The sequence below is a fragment of the Agrobacterium tumefaciens genome, assembly GCA_025559845.1.
GTDB lineage: Bacteria > Pseudomonadota > Alphaproteobacteria > Rhizobiales > Rhizobiaceae > Agrobacterium.
Genome location: CP048470.1, coordinates 2,013,692 through 2,027,104, shown reverse-complemented (window position 1 = coordinate 2,027,104; position 13,413 = coordinate 2,013,692). Strand labels below are relative to the sequence as shown.

General features: G+C 56.9%; 14 protein-coding genes. 1 reads left to right on the top strand and 13 read right to left on the bottom strand.

Translation table 11 applies throughout. The features are described from left to right. Positions 1 to 27: 27 nt before the first annotated feature. From FY156_25670 to FY156_25640, 7 genes are all read right to left on the bottom strand, one after another. The gene (locus FY156_25670; GenBank protein ID UXS04835.1) at positions 28 to 594 is read right to left on the bottom strand and encodes a DJ-1/PfpI family protein; all 567 of its coding nucleotides are present in this window, start codon (positions 592 to 594) and stop codon (positions 28 to 30) included. Between the two features lie 93 nt (positions 595 to 687). Next, positions 688 to 2,085, bottom strand: a complete 1,398-nt coding sequence (locus FY156_25665; GenBank protein UXS04834.1) for an amidase — start codon at positions 2,083 to 2,085, stop codon at positions 688 to 690. Between the two features lie 62 nt (positions 2,086 to 2,147). Next, complete coding sequence (locus FY156_25660) at positions 2,148 to 2,969, bottom strand: ABC transporter permease (protein UXS04833.1); 822 nt, start codon at positions 2,967 to 2,969, stop codon at positions 2,148 to 2,150. Beyond that, positions 2,966 to 3,916 carry an ABC transporter permease gene (locus tag FY156_25655; protein ID UXS04832.1) on the bottom strand — a complete coding sequence of 317 codons (951 nt, stop codon included), beginning with the start codon at positions 3,914 to 3,916 and terminating at the stop codon, positions 2,966 to 2,968. Before FY156_25655 ends, FY156_25660 begins: the two co-directional genes overlap by 4 nt. A 177-nt stretch (positions 3,917 to 4,093) precedes the next feature. Then, the gene (locus FY156_25650; protein ID UXS04831.1) at positions 4,094 to 5,629 is read right to left on the bottom strand and encodes an ABC transporter substrate-binding protein; all 1,536 of its coding nucleotides are present in this window, start codon (positions 5,627 to 5,629) and stop codon (positions 4,094 to 4,096) included. 165 nt (positions 5,630 to 5,794) lie between these two features. Continuing rightward, positions 5,795 to 6,499 (bottom strand): anti-sigma factor, encoded by a 705-nt coding sequence (locus FY156_25645; GenBank protein ID UXS04830.1) that lies wholly within the window; start codon positions 6,497 to 6,499, stop codon positions 5,795 to 5,797. Then, positions 6,496 to 7,047: a sigma-70 family RNA polymerase sigma factor gene (locus tag FY156_25640; GenBank protein UXS04829.1), complete on the bottom strand. Its 552-nt coding sequence runs from the start codon at positions 7,045 to 7,047 to the stop codon at positions 6,496 to 6,498. Before FY156_25640 ends, FY156_25645 begins: the two co-directional genes overlap by 4 nt. 192 nt (positions 7,048 to 7,239) lie before the next feature. Here FY156_25640 and FY156_25635 point away from each other — a divergent pair, with 192 nt between their 5' ends. Continuing rightward, positions 7,240 to 8,031, top strand: coding sequence for a DUF4394 domain-containing protein (locus FY156_25635; GenBank protein UXS04828.1), 792 nt, complete (start codon positions 7,240 to 7,242; stop codon positions 8,029 to 8,031). 95 nt (positions 8,032 to 8,126) lie between these two features. On the opposite strand, the gene FY156_25630 is transcribed toward FY156_25635, so the two are convergent. The 6 genes from FY156_25630 to FY156_25605 form a co-directional block, all read right to left on the bottom strand. Continuing rightward, positions 8,127 to 8,684: a fasciclin domain-containing protein gene (locus tag FY156_25630; protein UXS04827.1), complete on the bottom strand. Its 558-nt coding sequence runs from the start codon at positions 8,682 to 8,684 to the stop codon at positions 8,127 to 8,129. Between the two features lie 136 nt (positions 8,685 to 8,820). Further along, positions 8,821 to 9,723: a LysR family transcriptional regulator gene (locus tag FY156_25625; GenBank protein UXS04826.1), complete on the bottom strand. Its 903-nt coding sequence runs from the start codon at positions 9,721 to 9,723 to the stop codon at positions 8,821 to 8,823. 93 nt (positions 9,724 to 9,816) lie between these two features. Continuing rightward, positions 9,817 to 10,566, bottom strand: a complete 750-nt coding sequence (locus tag FY156_25620; GenBank protein UXS04825.1) for an ABC transporter ATP-binding protein — start codon at positions 10,564 to 10,566, stop codon at positions 9,817 to 9,819. Further along, positions 10,563 to 11,399 carry an ABC transporter ATP-binding protein gene (locus FY156_25615; protein ID UXS04824.1) on the bottom strand — a complete coding sequence of 279 codons (837 nt, stop codon included), beginning with the start codon at positions 11,397 to 11,399 and terminating at the stop codon, positions 10,563 to 10,565. Before FY156_25615 ends, FY156_25620 begins: the two co-directional genes overlap by 4 nt. Continuing rightward, positions 11,396 to 12,328 carry an ABC transporter permease gene (locus FY156_25610; protein ID UXS04823.1) on the bottom strand — a complete coding sequence of 311 codons (933 nt, stop codon included), beginning with the start codon at positions 12,326 to 12,328 and terminating at the stop codon, positions 11,396 to 11,398. Before FY156_25610 ends, FY156_25615 begins: the two co-directional genes overlap by 4 nt. Next, a complete protein-coding gene (locus FY156_25605) occupies positions 12,325 to 13,395 on the bottom strand; it encodes an ABC transporter permease (GenBank protein ID UXS04822.1) in 1,071 nt (356 codons plus the stop codon). The genes FY156_25610 and FY156_25605 overlap by 4 nt, the downstream gene beginning before the upstream one ends. Positions 13,396 to 13,413: the final 18 nt, after the last annotated feature.

Sequence of the window (13,413 nt, the reverse complement as noted above, 5' to 3'; positions counted from 1 at the left end):
CGGTAAAAGCCCTGTTCCGACGCGTGTCTATTGACCGAGAACGGTCATGAACTGGCGGAGCCACGCCGGATGAGCCGGCCAGGCAGGTGCCGTTACCAGCTTGCCATCGGTGACAGCCGCATCGATGGCGATATCAGCATATGTACCGCCAGCAAGCTCAACCTCGGGGCGACAAGCCGGATAGGCTGAACATGTGCGCCCTTTCAGAACGTTGGCGGCCGCCAGCAATTGCGCGCCATGACAAACAGCGGCAACCGGCTTGTCCGTTTCGAAGAAATGTCTAACCGCAGAGAGAACATCCGCGTTGAGACGCAGGTATTCCGGCGCACGCCCCCCTGGAATAACAAGTGCGTCGTAATCAGCCACCTTGATCTCAGAGAAAGTCGCGTTGAGCGCAAAATTATGGCCACGCTTTTCCGTGTAGGTCTGGTCACCTTCGAAATCATGGATGGCGGTGGCGATGGACTGGCCCACCTTTTTTCCGGGGCAAGCGGCGTGAACGGTATGACCTACAGCCAGAAGGGTCTGAAAGGGAACCATCGTTTCGTAATCTTCGGCGAAATCGCCAACGATCATCAGTATCTTTTTCGGCATGAATGTTCCTCCCGTAAGAATGCCTGGAGCAAGCTAACAGGAGGAACATCGAGGCGGGTATTATGACGTTACTACACGCAGAATAATGACAAATCAGCGCGCCTGTGGCGGCTCCGGCCAATTCGTCACACCACCGGTCCAATCTTCAAACACCTTGGAAAGCTTCAGCACCAGGAGGTCAGCGTAGCGAGGGCCAACAATCTGCAAACCGATAGGCATGCCCGACGTCGAAAATCCGCAATTGATCGAGGAAGCAGGTTGCTCTGACATGTTCCACGGCACAGTGAAGGCGATATGCTCGAAAGGCCGTTGCGGATCATTGGTGGGTGATGCCCAGTCGGCAGGATAGGACACAATAGGATTTGTCGGCGAAATCACGGCATCGACCGTCTGCATCAACCGTCCGCAGCTTTTGCGCATCTCCATCGTCTGGTTGAAACCAAAGACGGCTCGTGCACCGGAAACACCCGCTCCCTTGACAGCCCATTCGTGAATATAGGGCAATATTGAAGCGCGCCGCTCATCGCTCAGGGTGACAATATCGCCCCAGAACTTTGCGCGCCAGAAGTCGTCAAGCCCATCCAGCATATCCCGTGTCAGAACCGGCTCAACCGGAACGACGATCGCACCCGCCGCCTCGAACAGTTTTGCAGCAGCCAGGACTGCCTCGCGCACTTCGACATCGACGGCCAATCCACAACCGGCATCCAGCATCAGTCCGATCTTGAGACCCTTTACATCAACATCAAGGTCCATCCAGTTGATATCATTGGGCGGCAATGATGTACCATCACGCCAGTCCGGGCGAGAAAGTGTCGCCATGGCGTAAGCACTGTCCACAACGCTACGCGTCATAGGACCTGCACAGCGACCGGTATAATAGGGATCGACTGGAATGCGGCCCTGGCTTGGCTTGAAGCCGAACAGACCGGTCCACCCGGCAGGCAGGCGCACCGACCCTCCGATGTCCGTGCCGATATGCAGCGTGCCGTAGCTGGCTGCGCCGGCAGAGGCTGCGCCTGCGCTTGAACCACCCGGGTTTTGGCTCGGGTCCCACGGATTGCGGCTTAACTTGTGGAAGCTCGACAGGCCAGATGACAGCATTCCGTAGTCGGGGCACGTCGTCTTTGCGTAAATGATGGCTCCATCCTCGCGGCAACGCGCAGCGACCGGAGCGTCCTCGGCCGCAGGCACCAGTTCCACGGCCTTGGTACCGAGCGGGATCGGCTGGCCCTTGGTGGCGATCAACTCTTTGAGTGACACCGGAATTCCGTCAAGTGGTCCGACTGTCTCGCCCTTTTGCCAACGGTCGGTGGATGCTGCAGCCTGTTTTTGAGCATCCTCCGGGTCATAGGCATAAAGCGCATTCACCACTGGCTCGAACGCCGCTATCCGTGCTTCTACCGATTGCCAATATTCCGACGGTGACAGCTTTTTCTCGGCGTAGAGCGCCAGAATTTCGAGCGTGTTGAGTTGATGGAGATCGGTCATGTGCTTCGTCTCGTCAAAATCATACGGGGAGATGGAGTGAAATGCGCGGGGCTGCGCCGCCCTCAACTAGTATCGCGCGGGTCAAGAAGGTCGCGAAGACCGTCACCGAGAAGATTGAAGCCGAAAACGGCAAGGGCAATCGCAAGACCCGGCATGACGGCAAGCCACGGAGCGACACCGAGATAGGTCTGGGCATCGGCGAGCATGCGTCCCCACGTCGCTGCGGGTGGCGGCATGCCGAGCCCGAGAAAGGACAGCCCTGCCTCGGTAAGAATGGCAAGACCGAGCTGTATCGTCACCTGAACAATGATCTGGTTGGAGATGTTGGGCACGATATGGAAAAGCGATATCTTCGCCCGGTTTTGGCCGATGCTGGTTGCTGCAGTGACATATTCACGCGCCCATATCTGCAAGGCTGCACCAAGAGTGAGACGGGCAAAGACGGGGACCATGAAAGTTGCGATTGCGATGATGGCAGTGAAACGGCCGGTGCCGATGAATGCGCCGAGCATCATCGCGGACAGGATCGGCGGCAGCGCGAAGATGATATCGCAGATCCGCATGACCACTGTTTCTGTGACGCCACGAAGAGCCGCAACAGTTACACCCACCAATGTACCGATAAATGCTCCAATGGCGACAGCGGCAACAGCAGTCGACAGTGAATTCCATGCGCCAACCATGAGCATGGAAAGAACGTCACGACCAAAATGGTCTGTACCGAGACCACCGTAGGAAACAGGAGACTTGAGTTTCTGGACGATCTGCATCTTCGTCGGCGAGACCGGTGTCCAGACAAGGGAGAGAAGCGCAATTGCCACCAGGAACGCGGTAACGGTCACACCAAGAACTAAGGCGGGGCGCCTGCTGATCATTTTCATCATCGTGCACCTGCCCGCAGCCGCGGATCGATGAACAGATAGGCTATATCAACAATGAAGTTCACGACGATGACAAGGCCGGAGAAGAACAGCACAACCGCCTGCATGACGACGATGTCGCGCTGGGTAAGTGCCTGATAGGCAAGCCGCCCCAGTCCTGGCAGATTGAAGACATTTTCCACGAGGACTGCACCGGCAATCAGAAACGTGAATTGCAGGCCAATCATGGTAACGACCGGGATCATCGCGTTTGGTACCGCGTGGCGCCAAAGCGCCACTCGCTCGCTCAATCCCTTGGCACGCGCGGTTCGCACAAAGTCCTCATTCATCACTTCCAGAACCGCAGAACGGCAAACGCGTGTCAGGACGCCGGCCTGCGAAAGCGCCAGGGCGACAGCAGGCAACACCAGTGCCGTGAAAGCCACGCCGAAACCTGCCTGCCAGCCCGGAAATCCGCCTGAAGGCATCCAGCCCAGCATTGTCGAAAACACAAGGATCAGGAGCAGGCCGACCCAAAATCCTGGAACTGCAATTCCGACATGCGAGAAAAGACCGGCACCGAAATCAACGACACCATTGCGGTTGCGTGCCGCAGCCACACCAAGCGGGATAGCGATGAGAATGGACAGGCAGACAGCCATCAAGGCAAGCGGCAATGTTACGGCAAGCCGTTCAAGGATCAGGCCGGCAACCGGGACGCCATATGTATAGGACTGGCCAAGATCACCACGGAAGACGGCAACGAGCCAATGAAGGTACCGCAAGGCAAGCGGTTGATCGAGACCCATCTGTTTCTGAAGCGCTGCCAGCGTATCTGGGCTGGCGGAGGTGCCAAGCATAATGGCAGCCGGATCACCCGGAAGTAACCCCATGACGACGTAGATGATGAGAGACACCGCAAACAGCGTAATGATGAGGCTGGCAAGGCGCCGCAGAATGACGGCAATCATCGGCTGTGTGTCCTCTCAAGCATTTCCATTTACCACGGGCTGTCCGCCCGCCGATTTCCATTTTTCCGGCCTTGAGCCGAAACCCGGTCAGCCCCGCTTATTGGGCTGACAAGGCTCTGTTGGCGAAACGTGTTCACCGGCGGGACGACAGATCCAGTCCGCATCTGTCGGAAATGCTCACTCTTCCCAATGAACGTCGGTCAAGACGTTGGACGGGATCGGCTCGTTCTCCCACAACCCTTTGATTTTCTTGTCCCATACGCCAAGCTTGGGCATGACGAACAGATAAAGAGCGGGCACATCTTCAGCGAGAATTTTCTGGGCTTCACCGTAGAGCTTTTCCTGCTCGCTTGCGTCAGAAGTCAGCTCGACATTCTTGACAAGCTCATTGAAGGCCGGGTTCTTGTAGTTGAAGTAGTAGGGATCACGCGAATAGATATCGATGTCCATCGGCTCGGCGTGCGCAACGATCGTCATGTCGTAGTCGGCGCCCTTCAGAACGTCCGCCACCCATTTCGCCGGAAACTCGGTGGTTTCGATGTTCATCGTGACGCCAATCTCGGCAAGCATGGCCTGCAAGATCTGAGAGGTGCGCTGGGCATAGGCCATCTGCGGGGCTTTGATCGTGAAACTAAAACCGTCCGGATAACCAGCCTCGGTCAACAAAGCCTTCGCCTTGTCAACGTCGTAAGGGTGAACACCCGTGGTATCGACATAACCGCGATCGTTGGGTGTGTAATGGCTGCCGATAGCTGTGCCAAAGCCCGACCAGGCACCTTCAATGACCGTGCTACGATCAACCGCCATCATCAGAGCCTGACGGACACGTTTGTCATCAAAAGGTTTGCGGGCGCTATTCATGCCTGCAACCACCTTCAGTTCGGTATTGCCGACGAAGGTGCCGAGGCGCGCATCGCCATCGAAGGACGACATCAGTTCGGGCGCACCGAACTCCGGAAAAGCGTCGATGTCACCCGACTTCAAGGCTGCGGCCTGTGCCTGCGGGTCAGTTACGAAACGGAAGGTGGCCTTTTCAAGCTTCACCGACACTGCCTTATCCCAATAGGCGGGATTTTTCTCCAACTCGACCTTGTCACCTTTGGCCCAGCTTGCGAATTTGAACGGACCGGTGCCGACAGGCGTTGTCTTGTTGTTGTCAGCGCTCTTCGGCGCAACCATGACGGACGCTGGCCAGCCGAGCCAATAAATGAGGCTGCCTGCAGGCTGTTTGAGTTTCAACACAAGCGTTGCCGCGTCCGGCGTCTCAATGGTGTCGATGGACGCAAAGAACCGCTTTTGCGGATTGACGGAAGCATCGCCACGCGCACGATCAAGCGAGAATTTGGCAACGGATGAATCGAATGCTTCCCCATCGTGGAAGGTCACGCCCTGACGCAATTTGAACGTATATGTCTTGCCATCGGGAGAAATCTCCCAGCTCTCAGCGAGTTGTGGCTTAACCTTTCCCTTGTTGTCGATGGTGACGAGACCCTCGAACACGTTCTGCCAGGTGACCTGACCAATGGCGACAGGCGCTGCAATACTGGGGTCGAGACCTGCAGGTTCGACGGCCATGCCCAGAACGAGGGTGTTCTTCGGCGCAGCCTCCGCATTATCAGTTGAAAAAGGTAAGGCGAGTGCCGTTCCGAGCGCCAGCGTCAGCGCGGCACGCCGCGTCACATTCATCGAATGCGAGAAATAGTTGCGTAGCATCAATGTCCCCTGTCTGGCGGCCGAGGCATTTTTGCCCTTTCCAAACCGCCCGTTTCAAAAACAGTGTCATGTTGCATGCGCACACACAATCGTCAATTTTGTGTGCGGTGCGTAGCCGAAATCGCTACACGATAGATCATGGAAAACAAACCCCGCGCCGTGAGATCAACGCGGCATTTTTGCAAAGCCTTTCGCAAGGATGGGCCCTGTCGGACGGCCAGTTGGTGACCCTCCCGCATTTTCGAGGGTCAGCTCGTAGAGTTGCCCGTTTTGTGGCCTCGGCAAAGCAGGCCCGGTAAGGCTGACGGAGCGTGCATTCTCGATCAGGCCAAGTGACACCGGGCCCATGTCACGCGACGGCAGCGTCCAGACCTGGATCATCTTGTCATCGGGTACCGTGAAATCCGCCAGAAGCCTGACGCTGGCATTCTCGTTTCCAAAATCCTCAACAACAGCCTGCACCTCACCTGCCTCATTCACGAGAACCGCAATGACCAGCGGCTCGACCGTTCGCATCAGGCTGAGCGCCAGCCCTACGGAAAGAAACACGCAAGCGGCCATAGCGGAAATGGCAGCGGCGCGCCAACGGCTCTTGCTGTTTTGATTGGCGGGAGGTGTTACGGCTGACTTGGAGGATGTGACCTGAGGCGGCAGTGAACCCGCGATCTTCGTCCACAGTCCGTCGCCAATGGCAACGGGCTCCGCCGTTGTGTCAAGCGGAAGAAACCGGTCGCGACTTGCCGCCACTGCCGCCATCAGTTCGGCATCCGTTTCCATAGCCGCCTCGATTTCGATCGCCTCGGCGCGATCCAGCAAACCAAGCACGTATTCATCAGCCAGAGCGGGCATGTCCATTCGGTCGATTTTCATGCCATGCACTCCCGAAGCATCAAAAGGCCACGCCTGATCCAGGATTTCGCCGTGCCAAGGGGGATTTTCAGCCGACCTGCAATTTCGCCATGGGTATAACCGCCGATGTAGGCCATCAGGATGCCGCGCCGTTTGATGTCTTCAAGAGAGGATAGACACTCACGTAACCTCGACTGCCGATCAAGCCTTTGCCATGCTGCCATGACCTCATGCTCCTGCTCGGCATCCTGCAGTGCCTCGATGTCTTCCTCTGTAAATTCACGCTTGCCGTCACGCAGGACATTGAGCGCCCGATTGCGAACAATGGCGTAGATCCAGCCTCGCGCCGAGCCGCGCTCCGGTGTGAACTGATGCGCGTGCGTCCATATCCGGATAAACGCCTCTTGAACGATCTCCTCGGCCAGATCACGGCGGCGCACGATACGCTCAGCGACGGCAACCAGGCGTCCCGCCTCCCGATCATAGATCAGCTTCAAGCCCGCGCGCTCTCCTCTCGCACAGGCCATGAGCGCGACTTCAAGTTCCTCCGGGGCCGATCCTACCAGCATGTATCGCACAATCTCCCCTGCCTCCACGTCCTGAACCATTTGTAGCCTATACGTTTCGAGATGCCATTCGGATGCACGAGAAAAAATTTTAAACGCTGCATCCAAGTACCCCCTCTCCTGTGTCTTAAGACTGGAAGCACCAAAATGGCGCACGCCGGACAGCTTCTCATGAACCAACCAAGGGAGATAGATATGAACACCTTTCGTTTCGCGTTGATCGCCTCCACTGCCGCACTTACTCTTTCCGCAGCTGCGGCGTCTGCAGCCCCTGTTCTTGGCCTGACCGGAGACAAGACACTTGTCATGTTCGACACGGAAAAGCCCGCCGTCAGCAAGACGATGGATGTGACTGGTGTTGATAAGCTGGTTGGTATCGATTTCCGGCCAGGAAACAAGACGGTCGTCGGCGTCACTCCCGACCACAGGATCGTCACCATCGATCTCGCCAGCGGCGCTGCGACGGAGGTTGCCAAAATGGACAAGATGCTGACGGTGACAGATGCACCTGTCGTGGTCGATTTCAATCCGATGGCAGACCGCCTGCGCTTCATGACCGGTACAACAAACCACCGGGTTCACCCCGACACAGGTGCCGTGACGGTCGATGGTTCGCTTGCCTACGAAGACGGCGACATGCATAAGGGCGAGACACCCGTAATCGTCGCCGCGGCCTACACAAACTCCATCGGGAAGCCGGAAAAGACCGCGATGTACAACATCGATGCCAAGATCGGTGCACTGATCCAGCAGACGAAACCGAATGACGGTACACTGAAGGCAATTGGCAAACTTGGGATCAAGGATATGCCCGCGACCTACGCCTTCGACGTCCAAGGGCTGGACGGCGGCAAGAACACCGCCTACCTGATCGCGAACAAAACGCTTTACACCGTCAATCTCGAAAGTGGCGCAGCAACTGAGGTGGGTGCGGTGAGTGGGCTTGAAACGGATATCCGCGACATCACGATCTTGCCGGCAATGTGATTCACCCCACAAATGGCGGGCAAAGCCCGCCTTCCGTCATCCGTTACCATGCAGAAGCCGCTCGCTAGAGCGGCTTCACGGCAAAATAATTTCGGTTACATCTTCGGCAAAAGAACCTTGTCGATGACATGAATCACGCCATTTGATTGTTTGACGTCAGCGATCGTCACCTTGGCAACATTGCCATTCTCGTCCGTCAGCGTGATCTTACCCATGCTGCTTTTCGCCTTCAGTACACAGCCACCGACCGTTTTGACGTCATGTGTCCCGTTGTCATCCATGATCATTTTCTCGATGGCAGCAGACATGGCATCGGCAGCGACAACGTGGCAGGTCAAGACCTTGGTGAGTTGCGCCTTGTTTTCCGGCTTGAGAAGTGTGTCGACCGTGCCTTTCGGCAGTGCTGCGAACGCCTCATTAGTCGGAGCGAACACAGTGAACGGCCCTTTCCCGGCCAAGGTGTCGACAAGGCCGGCAGCTTTCACCGCAGCGACCAGAGTTGTGTGATCTTTCGATTGGCTAGCGTTTTCGACAATGTTTTTGTCTTCAAACATCGCCGCGCCTCCAACCTTGGGATTTGCGGCGAATGTATTTGTACCAGCCATCACGACGACGGCTGCACAGGCGGCGAGACGGATTGCGAGACTTGACATGATAAATTCTCCTCCTGCCTGAAGCCCAGGCGCGGACTGCGCCTTACAAGGCCCGGCGCCCATCAAAAGGGGCGGAGCAACAGACGAGGGAACGAGAGAATTAGTTTCACGGATATTCGCTTTTGATCGGAATCGGCTAAGCGGCTGTCGCGTCGCGCATGAAGCGTTCTATAAAATCGGCAAGTTTTGAGGCCGCAAAAGACAGTTGCCGGTCGGGCGCCACACAAAGCTCGATATGGGTATGAATGCCCTTCTTGCCAGCGAGCGGAACCGCAATCATCTGGCCACTGCGGATCTCACGGGCGACCGACAAAGCCGGAAGAAGCGTTGCAGCGGCGTTGCCAAGAACAAGTTCCTTCAGCATCTCCAATGAACTGGTGATGAAGACTGGATCAAGTTCTACGCCGGCATCAAAAAACAGTGCTTCGAACGCCTGGCGGGCAGCGAAGCTCTTGTCCGGCAGTGCAAGTGGAAGTTCAGCAAGTTCCTTGAGAGAAATCTCCAGCTTGTCCGCCAGCGGATGTCCCACCGGCAAGACCACATCGTAACTGATACGGGTACGCGAGCGAACTTTCACGCCTGAAACTTTGGGTGCGAATAGCCCGACAACAAGATCGGCTTCTGCCGAGCCGAGAGCATCCATTGCCTGACGCGCGCTGGTGATGTGGACCTCAAAGCGAAGCTTCGGGTACTTTAGCGAGAATTGCGCCAGAACCGGCGCCAACAGGTTGGCCACCGTCGCGCCGTTGGCATAGATCGTGACGCGTCCCCGCTGAAGTCCCTTGAGATCATCAATGAGCTGATGAACGTGATCGAGTTCGCGGAGGGTCTTGCCTGCCCGTGCGGCCAGCAATTCACCCGCTGCGGTCAACTTCACTCCGCGACTGGAGCGCTCCACGAGAGGGGAGCCAAAATAATACTCAAGATTTTCGATTTGCCGGCTGACGGCTGTCGGCGCTACGTTAAGATTTTCGGCCGCCGCACGCATGGAGTTGGTGCGAACAAGCTCATCGAAATACATCAACGCGCGTAATTGCATGGTTTGATACCTTGCCTCGATCCGACTGGCCCCGCCGCTCCGGCGCTCAGCCGGAATGGCAGGGAATTTTATGGGTGAGACCGTAGCGTCCCGTCAATCGCGCTTGAAGCCCTCGCTGGCGACCAGCAGTTGGCGGGTGTAGTCTGCGGTGAAATCGCGGCTTTCAAGAGCTTCTGCCGCCAGCATTTCCACGACTTGACCGCTTTTCATGACGGCAAGACGGTCGCACATATGGCTGATAACACCGAGGTCGTGGCTCACCATGACGAAGGTGAGGTTACGGTCTCGACGCGCCTGTTCCAAAAGATTGAGGATTTCCGCCTGAATGGATGCGTCCAGCGCCGATGTCGGTTCGTCCAGCAAGAGCACTTTTGGTTCGACAATCAACGCACGCGCGATGGCAATACGCTGGCGCTGTCCTCCGGAAAGCTGGTGTGAATAGCGAAAGCGGAAACCGGACCCCAAGCCCACCTCATCCAACGCCCGCGAAATCCGCTGTTCACGGTTGTCGAGACCATGGATAAGCAGCGGCTCGAGCAACAGGGCATCAACCGTCTGGCGGGGATGCAGCGACCCATAAGGGTCCTGGAACACCATCTGCACATCGCGGTAGAAACTCTTGTCACGGCGTTTGCCGGAGTAAGAGCGCCCCTCGACCATCAAGGTACCGCTTTCGAAGTGGTTGAGACCGGCGACTGCCCGCAAAAGCGTTGATTTTCCAGAGCCTGATTCGCCAACGATACCGAAGGATTCACCTTGCGCGACATCAAGGCTGACATGATCGAGTGCCAGATAGCCGTCGAAATCGACGACCATGTCACGAACAGAAAGAACAGTTGTCATGCACGCCACTCCGGCTTGCGATCCAGAACGGGCAGCGGATGACGATGACCACCTATCTGTGGCAGGCAGTTCAACAAGCCCTGCGTATAGGGATGCTTCGCATCCTTCAGATTGGCAGACGACAACTCCTCGACGACCTTCCCCGCATACATGACCAGCACGCGGTCGCAGAACGAGGAAACAAGTCGCAAGTCGTGGCTGACGAAAACAAGCCCCATACCGCGATCGCGAACCAGCTTGTCGAGAATGTCGAGCACTTCAAGCTGGACCGTGACATCGAGCGCCGACGTAGGCTCGTCGGCTATCAGCAATTCGGGCCCGCATACAAGCATCATGGCAATCATAACACGTTGCCCCATGCCGCCGGAGACTTCGTGCGGATAAAGATCAAACACGCGTTCGGGATCGCGAATCTGCACGGCTTCCAGCATATCGAGTGTGCGCTTACGGGCATTCGAAGCACTGATCCTCTCATGGGTACGAAGCGTCTCGACAATCTGCCGACCGATTGTCATCACCGGGTTCAGCGAGTATTTCGGATCTTGAAGGATCATCGCGATGCGCTTGCCGCGCATGATGCGCCGTTCCTTGGCCGAGACACGCAACAGATCGATATCGCCGAAGCGCAAGGCGTCGGCTTCGATGCGCGCGCTTTTCGGTGTCAGACCCATGATCGCACGGCCGGTCTGCGATTTCCCAGATCCAGATTCCCCAACAATACCAAGGCGTTCTCGCCCGAGTGTGAAGGAAACACCGCGAACCGCTTCCACAAGCCCGGTTCGAGTGGGGAAGCTGACACGCAGATTATCGACGGTCAGAAGCGGTGTACTCATTGGCCCGCCTCCTTGGGATCGAGTGCGTCGCGCAAACCGTCACCCAAAAGGTTGAAACCAAGGCTGACGATCAAGATCGCGGCACCCGGCATGGCTGCCACCCACCATTGATCGAGAATGAAACGGCGGCCTGAAGCGATCATCGCACCCCATTCAGGAAGCGGCGGCTGAGCGCCAAGGCCAAGGAAGCCTAGTCCCGCCGCCGTCAAGATAATCCCCGCCATGTCGAGAGTGACACGCACGATCAATGAAGACAGGCAAAGCGGCATGACGTGTTTCAGGACGATGCGCAACGGTGATGCCCCCATCAGCTTCACTGCAGCGATAAAATCCGAATTACGGAACGTCATCGTTTCGGCTCGGGCGATACGGGCGTAAGGTGGCCAGGAGGTAAGTGCAATCGCCAGAACTGCGTTTTCGATGCCGGGTCCGAGGGCCGCAACCAACGCCAGCGCCAGAACAAGTTTCGGAAATGCAAGGAAGATATCGGTGATGCGCATCAGCAGCGCATCGACCCAGCCCCCCGCATAACCGGAGACGGTGCCGACGATCAGGCCGACTGGAGCGGCAATAACTGCAACGAGAAGAACGACAAAAAGCGTCAATCGCGAGCCATGAATAAGACGTGAAAGAATATCGCGTCCCTGATCATCCGTTCCAAGCCAGTAACCTTCTGTGCCGGGCGGGAGAAGCCGCGCATTGCGGAGGTCACCCTGCACTGGATTGTGGGGCGCCAGCACATCTGCAAACAAAGCAACAAACAGCAGGGCAAGGATGATGCCCAGGCCGAGAAGCGCCAGCCTGTTTTCCGAAAACCGCCGCCAGATGACGTATGCACGGCCAAGCCTCGCCTGCTTGCGAGACGCCGGCCGGTCAGAAAGCAGCCATGCACGGCTGTAGGGTTTTAACGTTTCGATCGAAGTCGTCATCGGCTTCGCGTCCTCGGATCAAGTGTCCTGTAAAGCAGGTCGGAGAAAAGATTGATGCCGACGAAAATGGCGCCGATTACGATCGTGCCACCGAGTACGGCATTCATGTCCGCGTTCTGCAAGGAGTTGGTGATGTAAAGACCAAGCCCCGGCCAGGCAAAAATGGTTTCGGTAAGGACCGAACCTTCAAGAAGGCCGGCATAGGACAGCGCAATGACGGTCACCAATGGCACGGCAGCATTGCGCAGCGCGTGGAACCAGATGATGCGTGTTTCCGACAGACCTTTGGCCCGTGCCGCCACGATATACTCCTGGCTCAGTTCATTCAGCATGAAGGACCGGGTCATGCGGCTGATATAAGCAAGCGAAAAGTAACCGAGCAGACAGGCGGGCAGAATGATGTGGCGGAAGAGATCCCACAAAACGTCCCATTGCCGTTGCCAGATGGCATCGATCAGAAAGAAGCCCGTGACGGGCGTGAAGGTGAATTCGTAGACGATATCCATCCGTCCGGGATAGGCGACCCACTGCAAACGTGCGTAAAAGACCAGCAACGCGAGAAGGCCAAGCCAGAAGATCGGTACGGAATAGCCGATAAGGCCAATGACACGAACGATCTGGTCGGCGAGACTGCCGCGTTTGACGGCCGCAAGGACGCCAAGCGGGATACCGAACACCGAGCCGATAATCGTGCCGAGTGTCGCAAGCTCAATGGTCGCAGGGAAAACGCGCTTGATATCCTGCATGACCGGATTGGTGGTCAACACAGATGTACCAAAATCACCCGAAAGCGCCTGTTTGAGATAGATGAAAAACTGCTGCCAGAGCGGCAGGTTAAGGCCGAGCTGCTCCCGCACACGTTCCACGACGTGAGCAGGCGCACGATCGCCGACAATTGCCAGCGCCGGATCGATCGGGACGACGCGGCCAATGAAAAATGTCACCGCCAGCAACCCCAAAAAAGTGGTGATGACGGTGAGGGAAAAGCCAAGGACGGCTTTCAGGCGGGCGTTGGCGCGGCTTTTGCCGCGCCGCCTCGCCTTGGTGTTCGCTTCAACGGTACTCATTCAACGATACCCAAGGGG

Excerpts from the sequence above, each read along its gene's own strand:
- FY156_25670 (UXS04835.1), bottom strand. The coding sequence starts at position 594 with ATGCCGAAAAAGATACTGATGATCGTTGGCGATTTCGCCGAAGATTAC.
- FY156_25665 (UXS04834.1), bottom strand. The coding sequence starts at position 2,085 with ATGACCGATCTCCATCAACTCAACACGCTCGAAATTCTGGCGCTCTAC.
- FY156_25660 (UXS04833.1), bottom strand. The coding sequence starts at position 2,969 with ATGATGAAAATGATCAGCAGGCGCCCCGCCTTAGTTCTTGGTGTGACC.
- FY156_25655 (UXS04832.1), bottom strand. The coding sequence starts at position 3,916 with ATGATTGCCGTCATTCTGCGGCGCCTTGCCAGCCTCATCATTACGCTG.
- FY156_25650 (UXS04831.1), bottom strand. The coding sequence starts at position 5,629 with ATGCTACGCAACTATTTCTCGCATTCGATGAATGTGACGCGGCGTGCC.
- FY156_25645 (UXS04830.1), bottom strand. The coding sequence starts at position 6,499 with ATGAAAATCGACCGAATGGACATGCCCGCTCTGGCTGATGAATACGTG.
- FY156_25640 (UXS04829.1), bottom strand. The coding sequence starts at position 7,047 with ATGCTGGTAGGATCGGCCCCGGAGGAACTTGAAGTCGCGCTCATGGCC.
- FY156_25635 (UXS04828.1), top strand. The coding sequence starts at position 7,240 with ATGAACACCTTTCGTTTCGCGTTGATCGCCTCCACTGCCGCACTTACT.
- FY156_25630 (UXS04827.1), bottom strand. The coding sequence starts at position 8,684 with ATGTCAAGTCTCGCAATCCGTCTCGCCGCCTGTGCAGCCGTCGTCGTG.
- FY156_25625 (UXS04826.1), bottom strand. The coding sequence starts at position 9,723 with ATGCAATTACGCGCGTTGATGTATTTCGATGAGCTTGTTCGCACCAAC.
- FY156_25620 (UXS04825.1), bottom strand. The coding sequence starts at position 10,566 with ATGACAACTGTTCTTTCTGTTCGTGACATGGTCGTCGATTTCGACGGC.
- FY156_25615 (UXS04824.1), bottom strand. The coding sequence starts at position 11,399 with ATGAGTACACCGCTTCTGACCGTCGATAATCTGCGTGTCAGCTTCCCC.
- FY156_25610 (UXS04823.1), bottom strand. The coding sequence starts at position 12,328 with ATGACGACTTCGATCGAAACGTTAAAACCCTACAGCCGTGCATGGCTG.
- FY156_25605 (UXS04822.1), bottom strand. The coding sequence starts at position 13,395 with ATGAGTACCGTTGAAGCGAACACCAAGGCGAGGCGGCGCGGCAAAAGC.